This window comes from Klebsiella sp. KE9456 (assembly GCF_043832615.1).
In the GTDB taxonomy this organism is placed as follows: Bacteria; Pseudomonadota; Gammaproteobacteria; order Enterobacterales; family Enterobacteriaceae; genus Klebsiella; species Klebsiella indica.
In genome coordinates, this window is the sequence record NZ_JBDYQK010000007.1 from 120,441 (window position 1) to 141,866 (window position 21,426).

21 protein-coding genes and 1 tRNA gene are annotated in these 21,426 nt (G+C 55.9%); 15 read left to right on the forward strand and 7 right to left on the reverse strand.

Annotation, left to right across the window (positions count from 1 at the left end; translation table 11 throughout):
- The first annotated feature begins 173 nt into the window (after positions 1 to 173).
- Both ABK821_RS09095 and ABK821_RS09100 read left to right on the forward strand, forming a co-directional pair.
- The gene (locus ABK821_RS09095; protein WP_138362500.1) at positions 174 to 794 is read left to right on the forward strand and encodes a TIGR04211 family SH3 domain-containing protein; all 621 of its coding nucleotides are present in this window, start codon (positions 174 to 176) and stop codon (positions 792 to 794) included.
- A 59-nt stretch (positions 795 to 853) separates the two neighbouring features.
- Positions 854 to 2,095: a multifunctional CCA addition/repair protein gene (locus ABK821_RS09100; protein WP_308560590.1), complete on the forward strand. Its 1,242-nt coding sequence runs from the start codon at positions 854 to 856 to the stop codon at positions 2,093 to 2,095.
- A 13-nt stretch (positions 2,096 to 2,108) separates the two neighbouring features.
- On the opposite strand, the gene bacA is transcribed toward ABK821_RS09100, so the two are convergent.
- Both bacA and folB read right to left on the reverse strand, forming a co-directional pair.
- Positions 2,109 to 2,930, reverse strand: coding sequence for an undecaprenyl-diphosphate phosphatase (gene bacA / locus ABK821_RS09105; protein ID WP_138362498.1), 822 nt, complete (start codon positions 2,928 to 2,930; stop codon positions 2,109 to 2,111).
- A gap of 213 nt (positions 2,931 to 3,143) precedes the next feature.
- A complete protein-coding gene (gene folB, locus ABK821_RS09110; protein WP_138362497.1) occupies positions 3,144 to 3,527 on the reverse strand; it encodes a bifunctional dihydroneopterin aldolase/7,8-dihydroneopterin epimerase in 384 nt (127 codons plus the stop codon).
- Positions 3,528 to 3,748: 221 nt separating this feature from the next.
- Between folB and plsY the strand changes: the two genes are divergently transcribed.
- From plsY to ABK821_RS09155, 9 genes are all read left to right on the forward strand, one after another.
- The gene (gene plsY, locus ABK821_RS09115) at positions 3,749 to 4,369 is read left to right on the forward strand and encodes a glycerol-3-phosphate 1-O-acyltransferase PlsY (RefSeq protein ID WP_142502700.1); all 621 of its coding nucleotides are present in this window, start codon (positions 3,749 to 3,751) and stop codon (positions 4,367 to 4,369) included.
- A gap of 174 nt (positions 4,370 to 4,543) precedes the next feature.
- Positions 4,544 to 5,368, forward strand: coding sequence for an urease accessory protein UreD (locus tag ABK821_RS09120; RefSeq protein WP_138362495.1), 825 nt, complete (start codon positions 4,544 to 4,546; stop codon positions 5,366 to 5,368).
- A 9-nt stretch (positions 5,369 to 5,377) separates the two neighbouring features.
- Complete coding sequence (locus ABK821_RS09125; protein ID WP_138362494.1) at positions 5,378 to 5,680, forward strand: urease subunit gamma; 303 nt, start codon at positions 5,378 to 5,380, stop codon at positions 5,678 to 5,680.
- Positions 5,681 to 5,689: 9 nt separating this feature from the next.
- Complete coding sequence (locus ABK821_RS09130; protein ID WP_138362493.1) at positions 5,690 to 6,010, forward strand: urease subunit beta; 321 nt, start codon at positions 5,690 to 5,692, stop codon at positions 6,008 to 6,010.
- On the forward strand, positions 6,003 to 7,706 hold the full coding sequence (gene ureC / locus ABK821_RS09135) for an urease subunit alpha (RefSeq protein ID WP_343177982.1): 1,704 nt from the start codon (positions 6,003 to 6,005) through the stop codon (positions 7,704 to 7,706). The genes ABK821_RS09130 and ureC overlap by 8 nt, the downstream gene beginning before the upstream one ends.
- A 9-nt stretch (positions 7,707 to 7,715) precedes the next feature.
- Complete coding sequence (gene ureE / locus ABK821_RS09140) at positions 7,716 to 8,180, forward strand: urease accessory protein UreE (protein WP_138362491.1); 465 nt, start codon at positions 7,716 to 7,718, stop codon at positions 8,178 to 8,180.
- Positions 8,181 to 8,855, forward strand: coding sequence for an urease accessory protein UreF (locus ABK821_RS09145; RefSeq protein ID WP_138362490.1), 675 nt, complete (start codon positions 8,181 to 8,183; stop codon positions 8,853 to 8,855).
- 8 nt (positions 8,856 to 8,863) lie between these two features.
- Positions 8,864 to 9,481, forward strand: a complete 618-nt coding sequence (gene ureG / locus ABK821_RS09150; RefSeq protein WP_138362489.1) for an urease accessory protein UreG — start codon at positions 8,864 to 8,866, stop codon at positions 9,479 to 9,481.
- A gap of 150 nt (positions 9,482 to 9,631) precedes the next feature.
- Entirely contained in the window at positions 9,632 to 11,239 is a 1,608-nt protein-coding gene (locus ABK821_RS09155; RefSeq protein WP_138362488.1) for a cytosine permease, read from the forward strand.
- 47 nt (positions 11,240 to 11,286) lie between these two features.
- On the opposite strand, the gene tsaD is transcribed toward ABK821_RS09155, so the two are convergent.
- The gene (tsaD, locus tag ABK821_RS09160) at positions 11,287 to 12,300 is read right to left on the reverse strand and encodes a tRNA (adenosine(37)-N6)-threonylcarbamoyltransferase complex transferase subunit TsaD (protein WP_138362487.1); all 1,014 of its coding nucleotides are present in this window, start codon (positions 12,298 to 12,300) and stop codon (positions 11,287 to 11,289) included.
- Between the two features lie 437 nt (positions 12,301 to 12,737).
- Between tsaD and rpsU the strand changes: the two genes are divergently transcribed.
- The 3 genes from rpsU (at position 12,738) to rpoD (ending at position 16,918) form a co-directional block, all read left to right on the forward strand.
- A complete protein-coding gene (gene rpsU / locus ABK821_RS09165) occupies positions 12,738 to 12,953 on the forward strand; it encodes a 30S ribosomal protein S21 (RefSeq protein WP_001144069.1) in 216 nt (71 codons plus the stop codon).
- 224 nt (positions 12,954 to 13,177) lie between these two features.
- Positions 13,178 to 14,923, forward strand: a complete 1,746-nt coding sequence (gene dnaG, locus ABK821_RS09170; RefSeq protein ID WP_138362486.1) for a DNA primase — start codon at positions 13,178 to 13,180, stop codon at positions 14,921 to 14,923.
- Positions 14,924 to 15,073: 150 nt separating this feature from the next.
- Positions 15,074 to 16,918: an RNA polymerase sigma factor RpoD gene (rpoD, locus tag ABK821_RS09175; RefSeq protein WP_343177981.1), complete on the forward strand. Its 1,845-nt coding sequence runs from the start codon at positions 15,074 to 15,076 to the stop codon at positions 16,916 to 16,918.
- Between the two features lie 175 nt (positions 16,919 to 17,093).
- Here the strand turns inward: rpoD and mug are convergent, their stop codons facing one another.
- Positions 17,094 to 17,600: a G/U mismatch-specific DNA glycosylase gene (gene mug / locus ABK821_RS09180; RefSeq protein ID WP_343177980.1), complete on the reverse strand. Its 507-nt coding sequence runs from the start codon at positions 17,598 to 17,600 to the stop codon at positions 17,094 to 17,096.
- A 123-nt stretch (positions 17,601 to 17,723) separates the two neighbouring features.
- Between mug and ABK821_RS09185 the strand changes: the two genes are divergently transcribed.
- Positions 17,724 to 17,799 (forward strand) — tRNA-Ile (locus tag ABK821_RS09185).
- Between the two features lie 219 nt (positions 17,800 to 18,018).
- On the opposite strand, the gene ABK821_RS09190 is transcribed toward ABK821_RS09185, so the two are convergent.
- Genes ABK821_RS09190 through ABK821_RS09200 form a run of 3 tightly spaced genes read right to left on the reverse strand, consistent with a single transcriptional unit; the run spans position 18,019 to position 21,418 of the window.
- Positions 18,019 to 19,662, reverse strand: a complete 1,644-nt coding sequence (locus ABK821_RS09190; protein ID WP_343177979.1) for an ABC transporter ATP-binding protein — start codon at positions 19,660 to 19,662, stop codon at positions 18,019 to 18,021.
- On the reverse strand, positions 19,659 to 20,477 hold the full coding sequence (locus tag ABK821_RS09195) for an ABC transporter permease (protein ID WP_142502705.1): 819 nt from the start codon (positions 20,475 to 20,477) through the stop codon (positions 19,659 to 19,661). The genes ABK821_RS09190 and ABK821_RS09195 overlap by 4 nt, the downstream gene beginning before the upstream one ends.
- Positions 20,477 to 21,418, reverse strand: coding sequence for an ABC transporter permease (locus tag ABK821_RS09200; RefSeq protein WP_138362481.1), 942 nt, complete (start codon positions 21,416 to 21,418; stop codon positions 20,477 to 20,479). The genes ABK821_RS09195 and ABK821_RS09200 overlap by 1 nt, the downstream gene beginning before the upstream one ends.
- Positions 21,419 to 21,426 lie beyond the last annotated feature (8 nt).

The window sequence follows — 21,426 nt, forward strand, 5'->3', positions numbered from 1 at the left end:
GCGAACTAACAACAATATTTCTTGTCAGTAAATAGTATTTTGCGGCGAATCGCCATGCAATGTGCATTTTACCGGGCCACCTGATGGATGATTCCGATTGTGGCGGAAAACTTTGCGTCGCTTCGGCGATACCACTACTATCGTTCAACTTTTTATGATCAAACGATGACCTGATGCCAAAATTACGCCTTATTACATTAACTTTGCTGGCGCTTAGCGCGGCTACGGCGGTTCACGCGGAAGAAAAGCGTTACGTTTCAGATGAACTGAATACCTGGGTTCGCAGCGGTCCAGGTGATAACTATCGTCTCGTGGGCACCCTTAACGCCGGTGAAGAAGTCTCGGTACTGCAAACCAACGACAACACGAACTATGCACAGGTGCGCGACAGCAGCGGCCGGACGGCCTGGATCCCGCTGAAAGAGCTGAGCGATCAGCCCAGCCTGCGCATCCGCGTACCGGACCTGGAGAACCAGGTCAAAACCCTGACCGAAAAGCTGAATAACATTGATACCACCTGGAAGCAGCGCACGGCGGACATGCAGCAGAAAGTCGCCGGTAGCGATGCCGTCATCAACGGCCTGAAAGAAGAGAACCAGAAGCTGAAAAACGAGCTGGTTGTTGCGCAGAAAAAGGTAAACGCCGCAAATCTGCAGCTTGATGACAAACAGCGCACCATTATCATGCAGTGGTTTATGTACGGCGGCGGCGTCCTGGGCGTTGGCCTGCTCCTCGGTCTGGTGTTGCCACATCTGGTACCCAGCCGCAAGCGCAAAGACCGGTGGATGAACTAATTCGTCTTCTCTGCCAGACTTACGTATCATCGTAAAAAATGAATACGGGAGAGTAAGGCGTGAAGGTTTATCTGGTCGGTGGTGCGGTTCGGGATGCGTTATTAAAGCTGCCGGTTAAAGATAAAGACTGGGTCGTGGTCGGCGCGACGCCTCAGCAGTTACTGGACGCGGGCTACCAGCAGGTGGGCCGCGATTTTCCCGTGTTCCTTCACCCCCAAAGCCGCGAAGAGTATGCCCTGGCGCGTACCGAGCGAAAATCTGGCGCCGGTTATACAGGTTTCACCTGCTATGCCGCAGCTGATGTCACCCTTGATCAAGATCTGCTGCGTCGCGATCTGACCATCAATGCGCTGGCTCAGGATGCCGACGGCCAGATTATCGATCCCTATGGCGGCCTGGCCGATTTACGCCATCGCCTGCTGCGCCATGTCTCTCCCGCCTTTAGCGAAGATCCGCTGCGCGTACTCCGCGTGGCGCGTTTTGCCGCACGCTATGCGCATCTGGGATTCCGTATCGCTGATGAAACCCTGGCGCTGATGCGCGCAATGGCCGATAACGGCGAGCTTGCGCACCTCACGCCCGAACGGGTGTGGAAAGAAACCGAAAGCGCCCTTACCACCCGTAACCCGCAGGTTTTCTTCCAGACGTTACGCGACTGCCGCGGTCTCAAGGCGCTGTTCCCGGAAGTTGACGCCCTGTATGGCGTACCGGCTCCGGCGAAATGGCACCCGGAAATCGACACCGGTCTGCATACCCTGATGACCGTCACCATGGCGGCAATGCTCTCACCGGAGGTCGACGTGCGTTTCGCGACCCTGTGCCACGATCTCGGAAAAGGGTTAACGCCGAAAGCGCTGTGGCCGCGCCATCACGGCCACGGTCCGGCTGGCGTTAAGCTGGTCGAGCAGCTCTGCGCCCGATTGCGGGTACCGAACGAGATCCGCGATCTGGCAAAGCTGGTCGCCGAATTTCACGATCTGATACATACCCTGCCCATGTTGCAGCCAAAAACGCTGGTCAAGCTGTTCGATAATATCGACGCCTGGCGCAAACCACAGCGGGTCAAAAAAATCGCCTTAACCAGTGAAGCCGACGTTCGCGGTCGCACTGGTTTTGAGGCCTGCGACTATCCCCAGGGGCGTCTGCTGCTGGAAGCCTGGGAGGTGGCCCGGTCAGTGTCAACAAAAGAGGTGGTGGCTGAGGGGTTTCAGGGCATCGGGATTCGCGAAGAGCTGACGCGTCGACGGATTCAGGCCCTTGAACGATGGAAAGAAAAACGCTGCCCTCAGCCGCAGGGCTGAGGGCAGGATGTTATCAGAAGAAGACCACGTAGACCGCCGCCGCGACGATAAAGCGGTAGATGGCAAACGGGATAAACGAGATACGTTTAATCAGTTGCAGGAAAGTTTTAATGGCAATCAGCGCAACGATAAACGCCGTGACAAAACCGACAGCAAACATCGGAATATCGCCAGCGTTAAGGAAACCGATGCTTTTGTACATGTCCAGCACGGTTGCACCCATCATCATCGGTACCGCCAGCAGGAACGAGAACTCAGAAGCGGCATAGCGGCTGACGCCCATCAGCATCCCGCCTGAAATGGTCGCTCCGGAGCGCGAAAAGCCCGGCCACAGCGCCAGACACTGGAAACAGCCGATCACAAACGCCTGACGATAGGTCATATCATCAATACCCACCGCACGCGGCTGTTTTGGCTTCAGCACTTCCGCCGTAATCAGCAACACGCCGCCGACCACCAGCGCATACATCACGTTCACCGGGTTAAACAGCGACTTAATGGTGTCGTGGAAAATCAGCCCCAGCACCACCGCCGGGAGCATTCCCAGAAGAATATGGATAAGCGACAGACGACCGCTGCCCAGACCTTCGTGTTCTGGCGGCTTACCAAAATGAATACCGATAAGACCGAACAGACGACGCCAGAACATCACCACCACCGCAAGAATAGAACCTAGCTGAATCACTACTTCAAAAGTATTCGCGGTATCGCCTTCAAAACCCAGCAAATGACCGACTATAATCATATGACCCGTACTGGAAACAGGTAAAAACTCTGTCAACCCTTCAACCACACCCAATATTGCCGCCACCAGCAGCGAGTGTATATCGCTCATCCAATTAAACCCTTTAAAAAGTAAAATGAAAAAACCAGGAACGAAGAAAACGGAGCTATCAGATGCCATTATTGCGGACAATCTGACCGCAGACAGCGCACAGAAACAGGCGCGTGCAGGTTAAACACGCGAATGTCGAGCGCGGCTCCGGGACAAACGGCAAAGCAAACAGTCTGATGGCCAGCTTCTATGACCGGTATAAACGCAATTTGTTTAACAAGTATGACCTGAAAAATTTTGTTTCAGATTATGACCACGCTCAATAATGACGCCAACGTTGGCCGCCCGGGCTACCGCGCCAGGCTTGCTGACTTTAATACGTACCCATGGAGATGGAAAATTTTCCAACAACAGGTCGGCAACCTCTTCCGCCACGCGCTCGACCAGCGCGAAGCGCGCCCCTGCAACGTGGTTGATGACCAGCTCGCTGATATCAGCATAGCTGAGACAATCGTTTACATCATCACTGGCCGCCGCTTTGCGGTTATCCCACGCCATTTCGATATCGAACACCAGCTTCTGTTCGATGGTTTGTTCCCAGTCATAAACACCAATCGTGGTGATTACCGAAAGTTGCTCTATAAATACAATATCCATCACGACCTGCTCGCTTTTTGGCTAAACCGGATACCACTTCCGGCCAATTATGCGTATTATCCACAGATGCAAAGATATCCCCTAAACAATTTGCGCGGCGGGAAAGCAGCGGTGCAGCCAACTTGCGGGAGCATAGCGCGGCTATGTGTCCGGGCAGATCAATGCGCCATTCACGCGCAGATGGCAGGGGATAAAACAACACTTTCAAAATGGAACAGCTGATGAGTGCAATCGCGCCTGGACTGGTTATCCTCGCCTACCTCTGCGGCTCAATCTCCAGCGCCATTCTGGTGTGCCGCCTCGCTGGCCTGCCCGATCCACGCGACTGCGGCTCCGGCAATCCAGGCGCGACTAACGTCCTGCGAATTGGCGGCAAGGGCGCAGCCGTAGCGGTGCTTATTTTTGACGTGCTGAAAGGCATGCTGCCGGTCTGGGGGGCGTGGGCGCTGGGCCTCACGCCATTCTGGCTTGGTCTGGTAGCGATTGCCGCCTGCGTGGGCCATATCTGGCCGATATTCTTTCATTTTCGCGGTGGTAAAGGCGTAGCTACCGCTTTCGGGGCCATTGCCCCTATCGGCTGGGATCTCACCGGCCTGATGGCCGGCACCTGGCTGCTCACCATTCTGCTCAGCGGTTACTCTTCCCTGGGGGCTATCGTCAGCGCGCTCATCGCGCCGTTCTACGTCTGGTGGTTCAAACCGCAGTATACGTTCCCGGTTTCGATGCTTTCATGCCTGATCCTGCTGCGCCACCATGACAACATTCAGCGTTTGTGGCGTCGCCAGGAGACCAGAATCTGGAACCTGTTCAAAAAGAAGAAAAAAGCGCCAGAGAAGAAGTAATCTTTGTGGCAAAGGGTTAAATCGCCGCGACGCCTGCCCATTGCTTAACCGATAAATACCATCAAAAATTCAGTGGTGGCGAGTCAGATATAAGCTTTTCATATGACCGGGATACCAGGTCCCCGATCAATACTCTTTGCTGTTGTTTTATCTTGATTTTGCAGGGGCACGACATTGTACGGCACCGTGTTATCACCGAATAAAAAAGGCTGGCAGGCCACGCTTGACCTCCGCTTTCAATTGCTCGGCGGGAAGACTACGCTCGTCTCCAGCCGTCATGTCGGTCCACTCACCGTTCAGCGCCCGTTTTATCCAGAAGAAGAGACCTGTCACCTCTATGTGCTCCATCCCCCCGGCGGCATCGTCGGCGGCGACGACCTGACCATTAACGCCACCATTGAACCCGGTTGCCATACGCTGATCACCATGCCCGGCGCCAGCAAGTTTTATCGCAGCAGCGGCGCGCAGTCCCGACTTCAGCAAACCCTGGCGCTGGCCGGGCATGCCACGCTTGAGTGGCTGCCGCAGGACGCAATATTTTTTCCCGGCGCGAACGCTTCGCTGCGCACCGAATTTCACCTCTCCTCTTCCAGCAAGCTGCTGGCCTGGGACCTGTTATGCCTTGGCCGCCCGGTGATCGGCGAAGCCTTTAACTACGGCGCTATCGCCAATCGGCTGGAAGTATGGGTAGACGACGCGCCGCTGCTGATTGAGCGCCTGAGCCTGGCTGACGGAGAGCTGGCAAGCGTCGCGGAGCAGCCGTGGGTGGGAACCCTGCTGTTCTACCCGGCGAACGAGATGCTGCTGGAAGGCGTGCGCGACAAACTTACGCCGTTGGAGAATTACGCCGGTGCCACCCTCACCGACGGCCTGCTGACGGTGCGCTTTTTAAGTAATAATAATCTGCTTTGCCAGCAGGCGATGCGCGATATCTGGCAGTTTATGCGCCCACACCTGACCGGCAAATCTCCGGTACTCCCCCGAATCTGGCTGACTTAAGAGAACGCTATGGAACTGACACCCAGAGAAAAAGACAAGCTCTTGTTGTTTACCGCCGCGCTGCTGGCGGAGCGTCGCCTGGCCCGCGGCCTGAAACTTAACTATCCGGAATCCGTGGCCCTGATTAGCGCTTTTATTATGGAAGGCGCTCGCGATGGCAAAAGCGTTGCGGCGCTAATGGAAGATGGACGCCACGTTCTGAGCCGCGATCAGGTCATGGAAGGCGTACCGGAAATGATCCCCGATATCCAGGTCGAAGCCACTTTTCCGGACGGCTCGAAGCTGGTCACCGTTCATAACCCGATAATCTGAGGTGACGCGATGATCCCAGGAGAATATCAGGTCAAACCCGGCCAGATAGCGATTAACGCAGGCCGCGCAACCTGCCGCATTATCGTTGAAAATCACGGCGACCGGCCGATTCAGGTCGGCTCACATTACCACTTCGCCGAGGTCAATCCGGCGCTCAAGTTCGATCGGCAGCAGGCCGCGGGCTATCGCCTGAACATCGCCGCCGGAACCGCGGTGCGCTTTGAGCCGGGCCAGAAACGCGAGGTAGAGCTGGTGGCGCTTGCCGGTACGCGCGCGGTGTATGGTTTTCGCGGCGAGGTCATGGGCAATCTGGAGGCAAACGATGAGTGATATTTCACGTCAGGCCTATGCCGACATGTTCGGCCCCACCACCGGCGATAAAGTTCGCCTGGCAGATACCGAACTGTGGATCGAGGTCGAAGACGATTTGACGACCTACGGCGAAGAGGTCAAATTCGGCGGCGGTAAAGTGATCCGCGACGGCATGGGTCAGGGGCAGATGCTGTCCGATGAATGCGTCGATCTGGTGCTGACCAATGCGCTGATTATCGACTACTGGGGGATCGTCAAAGCCGATATCGGCGTCAAAGACGGACGGATCTTCGCGATCGGCAAAGCCGGAAACCCGGACATTCAGCCCAACGTGACGATCCCGATCGGCACGGCGACGGAAGTGATCGCCGCGGAAGGCAAGATCGTCACCGCTGGCGGCATCGATACCCATATCCATTGGATCTGCCCGCAGCAGGCGGAAGAGGCGATGGTCTCCGGCGTCACCACGATGATCGGCGGCGGCACCGGCCCGGCAGCGGGCACCAACGCAACGACCTGTACGCCGGGGCCGTGGTACATCTCGCGGATGCTGCAGGCGGCGGATAGCCTGCCGGTCAATATCGGTTTGCTGGCAAAAGGCAACGGTTCAAATCCGGATGCGCTGCGTGAGCAGGTCGCGGCGGGGGCTATCGGCCTGAAAATTCACGAAGACTGGGGCTCAACCCCGGCGGCGATCGACTGCGCGCTGACCGTGGCCGACGAGATGGACGTTCAGGTCGCGCTACACAGCGACACGCTCAATGAGTCCGGCTTCGTCGAAGATACCCTGGCCGCTATCGGCGGGCGCACGATTCATACTTTCCATACCGAAGGCGCGGGCGGCGGCCATGCGCCGGATATTATTACCGCCTGCGCGCACCCCAATATTCTGCCGTCGTCCACCAACCCGACGCTGCCCTACACTGTCAACACCATTGACGAACATCTGGACATGCTGATGGTTTGCCACCACCTCGACCCGGATATTGCCGAGGATGTGGCGTTTGCCGAATCGCGGATTCGTCGGGAAACCATCGCCGCGGAAGATGTCCTGCACGATCTCGGCGCGTTTTCACTCACTTCGTCTGATTCGCAGGCCATGGGCCGCGTCGGCGAAGTGGTACTGCGGACCTGGCAGGTCGCGCACCGCATGAAGGTTCAGCGCGGCCCGCTGGCGGAAGAGAGCGGCGATAACGATAACTTTCGTGTTAAGCGCTATATTGCCAAGTACACGATTAATCCGGCGCTGACCCACGGTATCGCCCATGAAGTCGGCTCGCTCGAAGTCGGCAAACTGGCGGATATCGTACTGTGGTCCCCGGCGTTCTTCGGTGTGAAACCGGCGACGGTCATCAAAGGCGGCATGATCGCCATGGCGCCAATGGGCGATATCAACGCGTCTATCCCGACGCCGCAGCCGGTGCACTATCGTCCGATGTTCGGCGCGCTGGGCGGTGCCCGTCACCACTGCCGTTTGACCTTTCTGTCGCAGGCAGCGGCAGAAAATGGCGTTGCCGAACGGCTGAACCTGCACAGCGCGACGGCGGTGGTTAAAGGTTGCCGCACGGTACAAAAAGCCGACATGCATCACAACGGCCTGCTACCCAATATTACCGTCGATTCGCAAACCTACGAGGTGCGTATTGACGGCGAGTTGATTACCAGCGAAGCGGCGGAAGTGTTACCGATGGCGCAACGTTATTTCCTGTTTTAAGGAGCGCGAATGCTTTATTTGACCCAACGGGTGGAGATCCCGGTACAGGCCACCGCCAGCGTCACGCTGCCGATTGATGTGCGGGTAAAAAGCCGCATTAAAGTCACCCTTAACGATGGTCGTCAGGCTGGCCTGCTGTTGCCACGCGGCCTGCTGTTGCGCGGCGGCGACATCCTTAGCAATGAAAACGGCAGCGAATTTATCGAAGTCATCGCCGCCGATGAAGCCGTTTCGGTCGTGCGCTGCGACGATCCCTTTGTGCTGGCGAAAGCCTGTTATCACCTCGGCAACCGCCACGTACCGCTGCAGATTATGCCCGGCGAGTTGCGCTACCATCACGATCACGTACTGGACGACATGCTGCGCCAGTTTGGCCTGACCGTTGATTTTGCTCATCTGCCGTTTGAACCGGAAGCCGGTGCCTACGCCAGCGAGTCTCACGGTCATCATCATCACCATGAGCACAGTCATTAAATGCCGACGCCGGAAAAACGCCTGCGGCTGATGCAGCTTGCCAGCAGCAGCCTCCCGGTTGGCGGCTATAGCTGGTCTCAGGGGCTGGAGTGGGCGGTGGAAGCAGGCTGGGTACCGGATGCCGCGGCCTTTGAGCGCTGGCAACTGCGGCAGATGGAACAGAGTTTTTTTACCGTCGACCTGCCGCTATTCGCCCGGCTCTATCAGGCATGCGAAGCAAACGATCTGGCATCGGCGCAGCGCTGGACCGCTTATCTGCTTGCCTGTCGGGAGACCCGTGAACTGCGTGATGAAGAGCGCAATCGCGGCGCGGCCTTCACCCGTTTACTCACCGACTGGCGGCCGGACTGCCCGCCTGAGTGGCGCAAAATTTGTCAGCAAAGCCAGCTAACCGGCATGGCCTGGCTCGGCGTACGCTGGAAAATCGCTATCCCCGATCTGGCCCTCAGCTTTGGCTACAGCTGGATTGAGAGTGCGGTGATGGCGGGCGTCAAGCTGGTGCCCTTCGGCCAGCAGGCTGCCCAGCAGTTGATTCTGCGCCTGTGCGACCGCTATGCGGCGGATATGGACAGCGCCCTGGTAGCCCCGGATGGCGCTATCGGATCGGCAATGCCGCTGGCGGCAATTGCGTCCTCCCGCCACGAAACCCAGTATTCCCGATTATTCCGTTCTTAGGAGAAGGTATGAACACGATTAAGCAACCGTTGCGCGTCGGCGTCGGCGGTCCGGTCGGCTCCGGTAAAACCGCGCTGCTGGAAGCGCTCTGCAAAGCCATGCGCAACACCTGGCAACTGGCGGTGGTCACCAACGACATCTATACCAAAGAAGATCAGCGCATCCTCACCGAGGCTGGTGCCCTGGAGCCTGAGCGTATTGTCGGCGTCGAGACCGGCGGCTGCCCGCATACCGCCATTCGGGAAGATGCCTCAATGAACCTTGCGGCGGTGGAAGCACTGAGCGAAAAGTTCGGCAACCTCGATCTTATCTTTGTGGAAAGCGGCGGCGATAACCTGAGCGCCACCTTCAGCCCGGAACTGGCGGACCTCACCATCTACGTGATCGACGTGGCCGAAGGGGAAAAAATCCCCCGTAAAGGCGGGCCGGGGATCACTAAATCCGACTTTCTGGTGATTAACAAAACCGACCTTGCACCCTATGTGGGCGCATCTCTGGAAGTCATGGCGCGGGATACCCTGCGCATGCGCGGCGAACGCCCGTGGGGCTTCACCAACCTGAAAAGCGGCGACGGCCTGCAAAGTATCATCGCCTTTATCGAAGACAAAGGCATGCTCGGCAAGTAACCTTTGCACCATTCCGGCGCAGAGGCGTCGGAATGGTGCGCGCCATGCCCTCTCGTTAGTCATCTCCTTCCCGCACCCTGATAGCCCCTGCCCTGCGATGTGGCATAAGGTTTGCTAATTCCAGACATGCCTAACCATTAAGGAATGATTATGTCATCGCTGGATATTAAAACTGATTTACCTGCGCAAACCACTGCCTCCGGCTCAAAAGAGACGCTGGAGGATTATACCCTTCGCTATGCGCCCCTCAGCTTTCGCCGCTGGGGACCGGGCGTTGTCGCGGTAACCGCATTGGGCGGTATCGCCTATCTGGCGGACTTTTCTATCGGCGCCAGCATCGGCATGGCATGGGGCACGACCAATGCGATTTATGCGATCCTGCTGGCGGCGCTGGTCATTTTCCTCACCGGTATCCCGCTGGCAATCACCGCCGCACGCTACAACATCGACCTTGACTTAATCACCCGCAGCGCCGGTTTCGGCTACTTTGGCTCGGTGATCACCAGCATTATCTTCGCCGGGTTTACCTTTATCTTTTTCGCCCTCGAAGGCTCAATTATGGCGCAGGGGCTGCTGGTGGGATTAGGGATCCCGCTATGGATCGGCTACCTTATCGCCACCATGATGGTGCTGCCGCTGGTGGTATACGGCATGAAAGCGCTGACCCGTCTACAGGTATGGACGACGCCGCTGTGGCTGGTATTGATGGTGGTTCCGGTAGTCTGGCTCATCGCTAAAGACCCGGACCTGGTAGACGGCTTTATCCATTTCACCGGTAAGAACAACGCCTCGACGGTGGATTTAACCGCCATTATGCTCGGCGCAGGCGTGTGTCTGTCGCTGATCATGCAGATTGGCGAACAGATCGACTATCTGCGTTTTATGCCGCCGAAGACCGCTGAAAATAGCAAAAGCTGGTGGCTGGCGGTGTTCTCCGCCGGGCCAGGCTGGGTGGTATTAGGCGCGATTAAACAGATTATCGGCGCTTTCCTCGGCTTCTATCTGCTGACCCGTTTCCCGGCGGTACACAATACCGAACCGGTACAGCAGTTCGTCAGCGTTTTTGATAATCTGGTTCCCGGCTGGCTGGCGTTAACGCTCGCCGTAGTACTGGTGGTTATCTCGCAGATCAAAATTAACGTCACTAACGCCTATTCTGGTTCGCTGGCATGGACCAGCGCCTGGACGCGCACCACGAAGCGTTATCCAGGGCGGATTATTTTCGTCATCGTCAATCTGGCGATTGCCCTCGCGCTGATGGAAGGCGATATGTTCAGCGCGCTGGCGTGGATCCTCGGTTTCTATTCCAATTTCGCTATCGCCTGGGTAGTGGTGGTCGCAACCGATATCACCGTTAACAAAGGGCTACTGAAACTGGCGCCGATGCAGCCGGAGTACCGTCGCGGGATGATTTACAACGTCAACCCGGTGGGCGTGGTGGCTTTTGCTCTCGCAGCAGGCCTCTCGATCAGCGCCTTCTTTGGTCTGACAGGCGATACGCTGGCACCGTTCTCACCGCTCATCGCGCTGGTGGTGGCGTTTGTGATGACCCCGGTAATGGGAATCATCACCCGCGGACGCTATTACATTAAGCAATACGATGATGGTATCGCCGAGCCGCGCTACGATGCGCAAGGCCATGCGTCAACCACAGTTTACCGCTGCATTCGCTGCCGGGAAGCGTATGAACGTCCTGACGTGATGCATTCGCACAAGCACGAGGGCACAATCTGCTCGCTGTGTAAAAGTATGGAATAGGTTCGAAAGGCAGGCCGATGTTGCGTCGGCCTGTTAAATAGCGGCGATTAGGCCGCCGGTAGTTCCGCCAGCGGCCAGCGGGGACGGACGGTCACGCCGAGATCCGCTTTTGCGCCAGAGTGCAGACGAACCATACCCGCATAGGCAATCATCGCGCCGTTATCGGTACAGAATTCAGGGCGAGCATAAAAGACTTCTCCGCCGCGTTTTTTCATCATTTCCGCCAGCTTCGCGCGCAGCGTGCGGTTAGCGCTGACGCCCCCCGCCATCACCAGACGTTTAAAACCGGTTTGTTCCAGCGCGCGACGACACTTAATCATCAGCGTATCTACCACCGCATCTTCGAAAGCGCGGGCAATATCGGCGCGCGTCTGCTCGTCATCGCCGTTGCTGCGGATGGTATTCGCGGCAAAGGTTTTCAGGCCAGAGAAGCTGAAGTCCAGTCCGGGACGGTCGGTCATCGGGCGGGGAAAGACAAAACGCCCTTCAGTGCCCTGCGAAGCCATTTTCGACAACATCGGGCCGCCGGGATAATCCAGCCCCAGCAGTTTCGCGGTCTTATCGAAGGCTTCGCCCGCCGCATCATCAATGGATTCGCCCAGCAGCTCATACTGACCAATGCCGGTCACGCTGATGAGCTGCGTATGGCCGCCGGAAACCAGCAGCGCGACAAAAGGATATGCTGGCGGGTTATCTTCCAGCATCGGCGCCAACAGGTGCCCTTCCATATGGTGTACCGGGATCGCCGGAACGTTCCAGGCAAACGCCAGCGCGCGGCCTACCGTCGCGCCAACCAGCAGCGCGCCGACCAGCCCCGGCCCCGCCGTGTAGGCGACGGCATCAATCTCTTTCGCCGTCATCCCCGCTTCTTTTAGCGCCGCCTGAATCAGCGGTACCGTTTTACGCACATGGTCGCGCGAGGCCAGCTCGGGCACGACGCCGCCATAGTCGGCGTGTAATTTCACCTGACTGTACAGCTGGTTGGCTAGCAGACCTTTTTCGTCGTCATAAATAGCGATGCCGGTTTCATCGCAGGATGTTTCAATTCCCAATACACGCATGGCTAGTTTTACCTCATTTCACTACCGCGCAGTGTAGGGCCAATACCGGTTGATGTATAGACTAAGAATGTCAGGCCGCAGCATGCCGACGACGCTGCGCATCCCCGGCGCGTACGGACAGTACGTGGTCGTGGTAAGCGACAAATCCGTCCGGTACAGATTTGAACGCCGTGTCGTGGCGGCCCGTAAGGGCGAGTCTCATGGATGGGCCGGGTAACAAAGCCAACGCATCCGCAGCCTGAAAGACGACGGGGATAAAACTTTCCTCACCCCTGGTGTTCAGTTCGTGTATACTCCCTGTCCTTATAAAAGTCCCTTTCAAAAGTCGCGTCGGTGCTTTACAAAGCAGCAGCAATTGCAGTAAAATTCCGCACCATTTTGAAATAAGCTGGCGCCGATGCCAGCGGCAAACCGAATTTATCAAAGGTGAGAGTTACATGCCGGTAATTAAAGTACGTGAAAACGAGCCGTTCGACGTAGCACTGCGTCGCTTCAAACGTTCATGCGAAAAAGCAGGTGTTCTGGCGGAAGTTCGTCGTCGTGAGTTCTATGAAAAACCGACTACCGAACGCAAACGCGCTAAAGCTTCCGCAGTGAAACGTCACGCGAAGAAACTGGCTCGCGAAAACGCACGCCGCACTCGTCTGTACTAATCTATTGAGAGCCCGGCTCTCAATTCAGAGCGAGTTGTAGTTGTAAGGCCGTGCTTCCGGAAGGAATGCGCGGCTTATTTTCGTTTATGCATTAGCATATACACTCAATCATTCAGGATCGATTTAAGACGGCAAGGGCGTGAGTCCCGGAGCTTACCAGGGTAAGTAACGAGCGCTGCCGGGGCAGAGACATCCTGAAAGGTGAGGCGTATAAAACGGGGCATATGGCTGGACGAATCCCACGCGTATTTATTAATGACCTGCTGGCGCGCACCGACATCGTCGATCTGATCGACGCGCGGGTAAAGCTGAAAAAGCAGGGCAAAAATTTTCACGCGTGCTGTCCGTTCCATAACGAAAAAACCCCCTCTTTCACCGTCAACGGTGAAAAACAGTTTTACCACTGCTTTGGCTGCGGCGCGCACGGCAACGCTATCGACTTTCTGATGAACTACGACAAGCTCGAGTTCGTGGAAACCGTCGAAGAGCTGGCTGCGATGCACAACCTTGAAGTGCCCTATGAAGCAGGCAACGGACCCAGTCAGATTGAGCGCCATCAGCGGCAGAATCTTTATCAGTTGATGGAGGGTCTGAACACGTTTTATCAACAGTCTCTGATGCAACCTGCCGCCGACCCCGCGCGCCAGTATCTGGCAAAACGCGGCTTAAGCAGCGAGGTGATTACGCGCTTTGCGATTGGCTATGCCCCTCCCGGTTGGGACAACGTGTTAAAACGTTTTGGTGGCAATCAGGAGAATCGGCAATCGCTCATTGATGCAGGCATGCTGGTCACTAACGATCAGGGGCGCAGTTATGACCGTTTCCGCGAACGGGTGATGTTTCCCATCCGCGATAAGCGGGGCCGGGTGATTGGTTTTGGTGGTCGCGTGCTGGGTGATGCCCTGCCGAAATACCTTAACTCTCCGGAAACCGATATTTTCCATAAAGGCCGCCAGTTGTACGGCCTTTATGAAGCACAGCAGGACAACGCCGAACCGCCCCGTCTATTGGTGGTCGAAGGTTATATGGATGTGGTGGCGCTGGCGCAATTCGGCATAAACTATGCGGTTGCGTCGTTAGGTACGTCGACGACCGCTGACCATATTCAGCTGTTGTTCCGGGTGACTAATCAGGTCGTTTGCTGCTATGACGGCGACCGGGCTGGCCGTGATGCCGCCTGGCGCGCACTGGAAACGGCGCTGCCGTATATGACCGATGGACGCCAGCTGCGCTTTATGTTTCTGCCCGATGGCGAAGACCCGGATACGCTGGTGCGTAAAGAAGGGAAAGAGGCATTTGAAGCGCGGATGGAGCAGGCTCAGCCGCTCTCCACGTTTTTGTTCAACAGTCTGTTGCCGCAGGTGGATTTGAGTACGCCGGACGGGCGTGCACAGCTCAGTACTTTAGCGCTGCCGCTGATAAGCCAGGTTCCGGGCGAAACGTTGCGCATTTATCTGCGTCAGGAGTTGGGTAACAAGTTAGGCATTTTAGATGACGCCCAGCTTGAACGTTTAATGCCTAAACTGTCTGAAAATAGCATCCAGCGCCCGGCTCTACAGCTAAAACGGACGACCATGCGTATACTTATAGGGCTGCTGGTGCAAAACCCGGCGCTGGCGCCGCAGGTACCGCCATTAGAAGGTCTGGATTCGCGTAAGATGCCGGGGCTGGGTTTATTCAACGAACTGGTTAAAACCTGTTTGTCTCAGCCTGGTCTGACTACCGGGCAACTTTTAGAGCAGTACCGCGGTACAAATGAAGCCGCAACCCTTGAAAAACTGTCGATGTGGGACGATATAGCAGATAAAGATATTGCTGAAAAAACCTTCACCGACTCGCTCAATCATATGTTTGATTCACTGCTGGAACTGCGACAAGAAGAGTTGATCGCTCGCGATCGCACACACGGTTTGAGCAGTGAGGAACGCCGGGAGTTCTGGGAAATCCGACAGGCTCTGGAAAAAAAATGAATTTAACGGCTTAAGTGCCGAATATCGTTCGGGAAGCCCCCGACAGCCGCGCAGAGGCGCAGCGGCAATTATATAAGTAGGCCCTCGCTTTAAATGTCGGCGGCTCGTCTGCTGACACCAATCAAACGAATTAAGTGTGGATACCGTCTTATGGAGCAAAACCCGCAGTCACAGCTGAAGCTTCTTGTCCAACGTGGTAAGGAGCAAGGCTATCTGACCTATGCCGAGGTCAATGACCATCTGCCGGAAGATATCGTCGACTCCGACCAGATCGAAGACATCATCCAAATGATCAACGACATGGGCATTCAGGTGATGGAAGAAGCGCCGGATGCCGATGATCTCCTGCTTGCTGAAAATAGCAACAACACTGACGAAGATGCGGAAGAAGCTGCTGCTCAGGTACTCTCCAGCGTTGAGTCTGAAATCGGACGGACAACCGACCCGGTGCGCATGTATATGCGTGAAATGGGTACCGTCGAGCTGCTGACGCGTGAAGGTGAAATCGACATCGCCAAACGCATTGAAGACGGGATTAATCAGGTTCAGTGCTCGGTTGCCGAATATCCGGAAGCAATCACCTATCTGCTCGAACAGTACGATCGCGTTGAAGCGGAAGAAGCGCGTCTGTCCGATCTGATCACCGGTTTCGTCGATCCAAACGCCGAAGAAGATATGGCGCCAACGGCGACGCACGTCGGTTCTGAACTCTCTCAGGAAGAGATGGATGACGACGAAGATGAGGATGAAGAAGAAGACGACGACAGCGGCGATGACGACAACAGCATCGACCCGGAGCTGGCGCGCGAGAAATTTGCCGAGCTGCGTACACAGTACGAACTGACCCGCGACACCATCAAAGCGAAAGGCCGCAGCCACGCCGCAGCGCAGGAAGAGATCCTCAAACTGTCTGAAGTGTTCAAACAGTTCCGTCTGGTGCCGAAGCAGTTCGACTACCTGGTTAACAGCATGCGTACCATGATGGATCGCGTTCGTACTCAAGAGCGTATCATCATGAAGCTGTGCGTTGAGCAGTGCAAAATGCCGAAGAAAAACTTCATCACGCTGTTCACCGGCAACGAAACCAGCGAAACCTGGTTCAATGCCGCCGTGGCGATGAACAAGCCCTGGTCCGAGAAGCTGCTTGACGTGAAAGAAGACGTTCAGCGCGGCCTGATGAAACTGCAGCAGATTGAGCAAGAGACCGGCCTGACCATTGAGCAGGTAAAAGATATCAACCGTCGTATGTCCATCGGTGAAGCAAAAGCCCGCCGTGCGAAAAAAGAGATGGTTGAAGCGAACCTGCGTCTGGTTATCTCCATCGCCAAGAAATATACCAACCGCGGTCTGCAGTTCCTCGACCTGATTCAGGAAGGCAACATTGGCCTGATGAAAGCGGTTGATAAATTTGAATACCGTCGTGGCTACAAGTTTTCCACTTACGCAACCTGGTGGATCCGTCAGGCGATCACCCGCTCTATCGCCGATCAGGCGCGCACCATCCGTATTCCGGTGCATATGATTGAGACGATCAACAAGCTCAACCGTATTTCTCGCCAGATGTTGCAGGAAATGGGCCGCGAGCCAACACCGGAAGAGTTGGCCGAGCGCATGCTGATGCCGGAAGATAAAATTCGTAAGGTGCTGAAAATCGCCAAAGAACCTATCTCCATGGAAACGCCGATTGGCGACGATGAAGATTCGCATCTGGGCGATTTTATCGAGGATAACACCCTTGAGCTGCCGCTGGACTCCGCCACTACGGAAAGCCTGCGCGCCGCCACTCACGATGTTCTGGCAGGCCTGACCGCCCGTGAAGCGAAAGTCCTGCGTATGCGTTTCGGTATTGATATGAATACCGATCACACGCTGGAAGAAGTGGGTAAACAGTTTGACGTTACCCGCGAACGTATTCGTCAGATCGAAGCGAAAGCGTTGCGTAAACTGCGCCACCCGAGCCGCTCTGAAGTACTGCGCAGCTTCCTCGACGATTAATTATCGCCGGTTATTACAAAAAGCCTGTCTGAAGCCAGTCGAATGACTGGCTTTTTTACGCCAGTTGTAAACCACGACCGGAGAACATAACGCTGATTGTTTAAGAGAATCTGAACGTTCGGTATGACCGGCACTGGAGGGGATATTCACGGTTAAATAAAGATGATTTTCCCGATTAAAGCCCTCGCGTCGCCAGCGCATCATCCAGTTCCCGATAGGCATCCACCAGTTTATCCAACGTCGCCCTGTTCAGGCCGCTGGGATTCGGCAACACCCATACCTCCGTTGTGCCGATGGTCACCTGCTGCTTTCCCCATCGTACGCCACGCACCTGAAACGCTTTTTCAAACGCCTGTTTACCGAGGATCGCCAGTGCTCGCGGCTGATATTCTTCCATTTTCCTGACCAGTTCCCGGCCACCATCCCGTAGCTCCAGCAAGTCGACCTCGCTGGCCTGCACCGTCGGCCGTTCGACTAACATGGTAATCCCGCAGCGCGTGTCCAGCAGGTGCAGCTCCTCTTCAGGCCTGAGAAGACGGTCAGTAAATCCGGCCTGGTGAATCACCTTCCAGAATCGATTACCCGGATGGGCGAAATGAAAACCGGTATGGGCAGAAGACTTCCCTGGGTTAATACCGCAAAAAACCACCCGCAGGTCCGGTGCCAGAATATCGTTAATCATATTTTCCCATCTCAATACCCAAAAGATAATTATAACGGATTGAAAATGCGTTGTTTATAAAAACAGCAGCCGCGCGTTTTAGGCTGGATTGCGGGCATCAGTTACTTTATAATCCCTCGCCACGGCCCCTTAGCTCAGTGGTTAGAGCAGGCGACTCATAATCGCTTGGTCGCTGGTTCAAGTCCAGCAGGGGCCACCAAATATCAAGGGCTTACGTGAAAACGTAGGCCCTTAGTCTTTTCCAGGATACCCACGCGAGGTGTAAATATCCCGGCAAACCGCACCATTCGCCGTTAATGATCTTTCGCTACGCTGAATATATCCCCTACCCCGGTAATCCCCATTATTTACATCACTTCATCCCATCAATAGCCTGTCTTCGGCAGTTCAAAACATTCTCGCGTCAGCCATCCTGAAACTATGCTGGCTGTTGTTGTAACTGATACCCGCCTTGCTCCAGCGGTTTTAACATCGGCAGACAGCCCAACAACCGCCGGGTATAGGGATGGCGCGGATTATCCAACACATCGTCACTCCAGCCGCTCTCCACCAGCTCGCCTTTCTCCATGACCAAAATACGGTCTGCAACCTGCTCAACCGCCCCAAGATCGTGGGTGATAAAAAGGCAGGCGAAACCATAGTGGTTCTGTAACCGTTTTAACAACTGCAGAATCTGTTTTTGTACAGTCATATCGAGAGCTGATGTCGGTTCATCTGCGATGATAAACGCAGGACGGCGGATAATCGCCCTGGCGATCGCGACCCGCTGACGCTGTCCTCCCGACAACTGATGCGGATAACGGGTCAAAAACATCTCGCCCAGTCCCACCTCATCAAGAACCTCACGTACACGTTGCTCGCGAGCGCGGCGATTCATCGTTGCCACCAGCAGGAGCGGCTCTTCAAGGATCTGCGCGATGTACATTCGCGGATCCAGTGAAGAAAATGGGTCCTGCTGAATCATCTGACATTCGCGACGCCAGCTGGAAAGCAGTTTCTTATCCGCATTGCTAATCAAATGCCCGCGGAATGCCAGGGTCCCACGACTGGCCTTTAACATGCCGGCAATCAGTTTGCCGATAGTCGTTTTACCTGATCCGCTGGCCCCGACCAGCGCGACAGTCTCCCCCGCACGCACGTTAAAACTGACGCCGTTTACCGCTTTCGTCACGGAAGCCGAACGAAACCACGCTTTACGGCCGGTATAGGTAATCTCGACATCAGTCAGCGCGATCACGCTTTCCGCCGCTAATAAGCGCTGCCGATCCGGAGGGGGCTGGCGTACCGGCAACGCTTCCAACAGACGGCGGGTATAAGGATGCTGCGGATCCGCTAACAGACGTTGGCTACTGTTCTGCTCCACCAGCTCACCCTGTTCCATCACCATAATGCGCGAGGCATAGCGTGCCACCATCGATAAATCATGGCTGATAAGGATCACCGCGCTGCCCTTTTCCGCCGTCAGCGTCAGCATCAATTCCATCACTTCATGCTGTACCAGCACATCAAGCGCCGTAGTCGGTTCATCGGCAATAATCAGTTTCGGCTCCAGCAGCATCACCGCGGCAATCATAACCCGTTGACGCATGCCTCCGGAAAACTCATGGGGATAACGCCCAAGCAGACTTTCTGCCTCCGTTAAACCAACTCGCTCCAGCATGGCAATGATTTTTTCTCGCCGCTCACGTTCCGTCAGTGAGGTATGCAAAACCAACCCTTCATCAAGCTGGCGGCCAATGGTCATCGCCGGATTCAGAGACGTCATCGGTTCCTGGAAAACCATGCCGATTCCCGCACCACGCAGGCGCCGCAGTTGTTCCTGATTAAGCTGCTGTAAATCCTGACCATCGAACATCATGGCGTCTGCCTGGCTGACGATACCGGCAGGCAATAGTTTGATGAGGGAGCGCATCGCCAACGTTTTACCACTACCTGACTCACCTACCACAGCCAGCACTTCTCGCGGCTCCAGAGAAAAAGAGAGGCCTTTCACCACTTCACGCTCCGCCGCATTCACCCGCAGGTTGGTCACCTGCAATAATGGCGTCTGATTGTTCATCATTGCATCCTCGGATCAAGATAATCACGGAGCGCATCACCCAGCATATTGACGCCCAGCAGCGCCAGAGAGATACAGCCCCCCGGGAGCAGAGCCAGCCAGGGCGCTTGTGCCAGATAACTACGACTTGCCGCCAGCATATTTCCCCATGTCGGCTCCGGCGGCGGCACGCCCAGCCCTAAGAAAGAGAGTGCGCTTTCCGAAATTAACACCCAGCCAAGCATCGACGTCCCGAGTACGGTAAGCGGCGCAAGACAGTTCGGCAGAACATGTCTGCGCAAAATGGTCAGTTCGTTATGCCCCATTATCCGGGCGGCTGCGACAAAATCCGCTTCCCGTAGCCCCATGACCGTTCCACGCACAATACGTACCACCGACGGCGTATACGCCAGTCCCAGCGCGAGAATAATACCGTAGCGGTTATTACCGAGGATGCTTAGCAACCCCAGCGCCAGAAGGATGCCGGGGAACGCCAGCAATGTATCGGTTATCATCATAATGAGCCGGTCCACCACACCCCGCAGATAGCCGCTAATCAGCCCCAGAACAATACCGACCAGCAGGGCGAAGCCCACCGTCACCAGCGAAATGGTCATGCTGGCGCTGGCCCCGGCCAGTAAGCGACTGAGCACATCACGGCCATATTCATCGGTGCCGAGCAGGTATTGCGCGCCAGGCGCCTGCAGACGCGCCAGAATATTTATCCGACCAGGATCAAACGGCGTCCAGAAAAAGCCCAACACGCCAGCCAGCACGATGATGCCAATCAATGTCATCCCCAGCAGGGCATTGGGCGCGAGAGACATTCGTCTTTTCATCAGGCGGAAACCCTCGGATTAAATAATGGATAAAGAGCATCAATCAGCAGATTGGTCAGAACGTAGAGCGTGGCGATAAACAGCATACAGCCCTGGATCACTGGATAATCACGTGCGTAAATAGCATCAACCAGCAGGCGTCCCAGGCCGGGAAGACTGAACACCGTCTCTGTCACCGCTACGCCGCTCAGCAGATTGCCGAGCGTTAAGCCAATCAGCGTCCATGTTGGACCAAAAGCGTTAGGGAACACATGACGCGCCAGTACGGTGCGCTCGCGCAGCCCTTTGGCACGCGCGTGGGAAACGTAATCCAGCCGCAGCACTTCCAGCGTACTGGCGCGCATCATGCGCACCAGCGCCCCTATCTCAACCAGCACCAGCGTCATTACCGGCATCAGCAGATACAGAACCCCAGCTTTCAGGTTGTCGCTTAACGCGACGTAACCAACCACCGGCAGCCAGCCCAGATGCAGGCCAAACAACAACAGGATAAGCAGCCCCATCCAGAAGCTCGGAATCGACAGCAAAAAAGTGGAAAACATAACCAGGCCGGTATCAAGCGATGAGTTTTGTTTCCACGCCGCCAACATTCCGGCGGGTACAGCCAGCAGCGAAGCTATCGCGATCGCCGCCAGCACCACGCTGAGCGTCACGCCGAAGCGTTGCAAAATTAGCGGCAATACGTCCTGTCCACTTTGAATCGAATGGCCGAAATTACCCTGCAACACGTTGCCAAACCAGATAATGAACTGCTGCACCATTCCCTGATCCAGGCCCATGCTGTGACGCAGATCGGCAAGGCTCGCTTCCGTCGCCATATCGCCCAGCATCAGCAGCGCCGGATCTCCCGGCACCATGCGCGTGAGCAAAAAGACCATCACCGTTACCAGCAGCAACGTGGGAATGGCGGTCATAATACGGGTAAGCAGGAACTGCAACATGTGCGTCT

What these genes read in the sequence shown, in the direction of transcription:
- ABK821_RS09095 (WP_138362500.1), top strand. Translation starts at nt 174, where the DNA reads ATGCCAAAATTACGCCTTATTACATTAACTTTGCTGGCGCTTAGCGCG.
- bacA (WP_138362498.1), bottom strand. Translation starts at nt 2,930, where the DNA reads ATGAGCGATATACACTCGCTGCTGGTGGCGGCAATATTGGGTGTGGTT.
- folB (WP_138362497.1), bottom strand. Translation starts at nt 3,527, where the DNA reads ATGGATATTGTATTTATAGAGCAACTTTCGGTAATCACCACGATTGGT.
- plsY (WP_142502700.1), top strand. Translation starts at nt 3,749, where the DNA reads ATGAGTGCAATCGCGCCTGGACTGGTTATCCTCGCCTACCTCTGCGGC.
- ABK821_RS09125 (WP_138362494.1), top strand. Translation starts at nt 5,378, where the DNA reads ATGGAACTGACACCCAGAGAAAAAGACAAGCTCTTGTTGTTTACCGCC.
- ABK821_RS09130 (WP_138362493.1), top strand. Translation starts at nt 5,690, where the DNA reads ATGATCCCAGGAGAATATCAGGTCAAACCCGGCCAGATAGCGATTAAC.
- ureC (WP_343177982.1), top strand. Translation starts at nt 6,003, where the DNA reads ATGAGTGATATTTCACGTCAGGCCTATGCCGACATGTTCGGCCCCACC.
- ureE (WP_138362491.1), top strand. Translation starts at nt 7,716, where the DNA reads ATGCTTTATTTGACCCAACGGGTGGAGATCCCGGTACAGGCCACCGCC.
- ABK821_RS09145 (WP_138362490.1), top strand. Translation starts at nt 8,181, where the DNA reads ATGCCGACGCCGGAAAAACGCCTGCGGCTGATGCAGCTTGCCAGCAGC.
- ureG (WP_138362489.1), top strand. Translation starts at nt 8,864, where the DNA reads ATGAACACGATTAAGCAACCGTTGCGCGTCGGCGTCGGCGGTCCGGTC.
- ABK821_RS09155 (WP_138362488.1), top strand. Translation starts at nt 9,632, where the DNA reads ATGTCATCGCTGGATATTAAAACTGATTTACCTGCGCAAACCACTGCC.
- tsaD (WP_138362487.1), bottom strand. Translation starts at nt 12,300, where the DNA reads ATGCGTGTATTGGGAATTGAAACATCCTGCGATGAAACCGGCATCGCT.
- rpsU (WP_001144069.1), top strand. Translation starts at nt 12,738, where the DNA reads ATGCCGGTAATTAAAGTACGTGAAAACGAGCCGTTCGACGTAGCACTG.
- dnaG (WP_138362486.1), top strand. Translation starts at nt 13,178, where the DNA reads ATGGCTGGACGAATCCCACGCGTATTTATTAATGACCTGCTGGCGCGC.
- rpoD (WP_343177981.1), top strand. Translation starts at nt 15,074, where the DNA reads ATGGAGCAAAACCCGCAGTCACAGCTGAAGCTTCTTGTCCAACGTGGT.
- mug (WP_343177980.1), bottom strand. Translation starts at nt 17,600, where the DNA reads ATGATTAACGATATTCTGGCACCGGACCTGCGGGTGGTTTTTTGCGGT.
- ABK821_RS09190 (WP_343177979.1), bottom strand. Translation starts at nt 19,662, where the DNA reads ATGATGAACAATCAGACGCCATTATTGCAGGTGACCAACCTGCGGGTG.
- ABK821_RS09195 (WP_142502705.1), bottom strand. Translation starts at nt 20,477, where the DNA reads ATGAAAAGACGAATGTCTCTCGCGCCCAATGCCCTGCTGGGGATGACA.
- ABK821_RS09200 (WP_138362481.1), bottom strand. Translation starts at nt 21,418, where the DNA reads ATGTTGCAGTTCCTGCTTACCCGTATTATGACCGCCATTCCCACGTTG.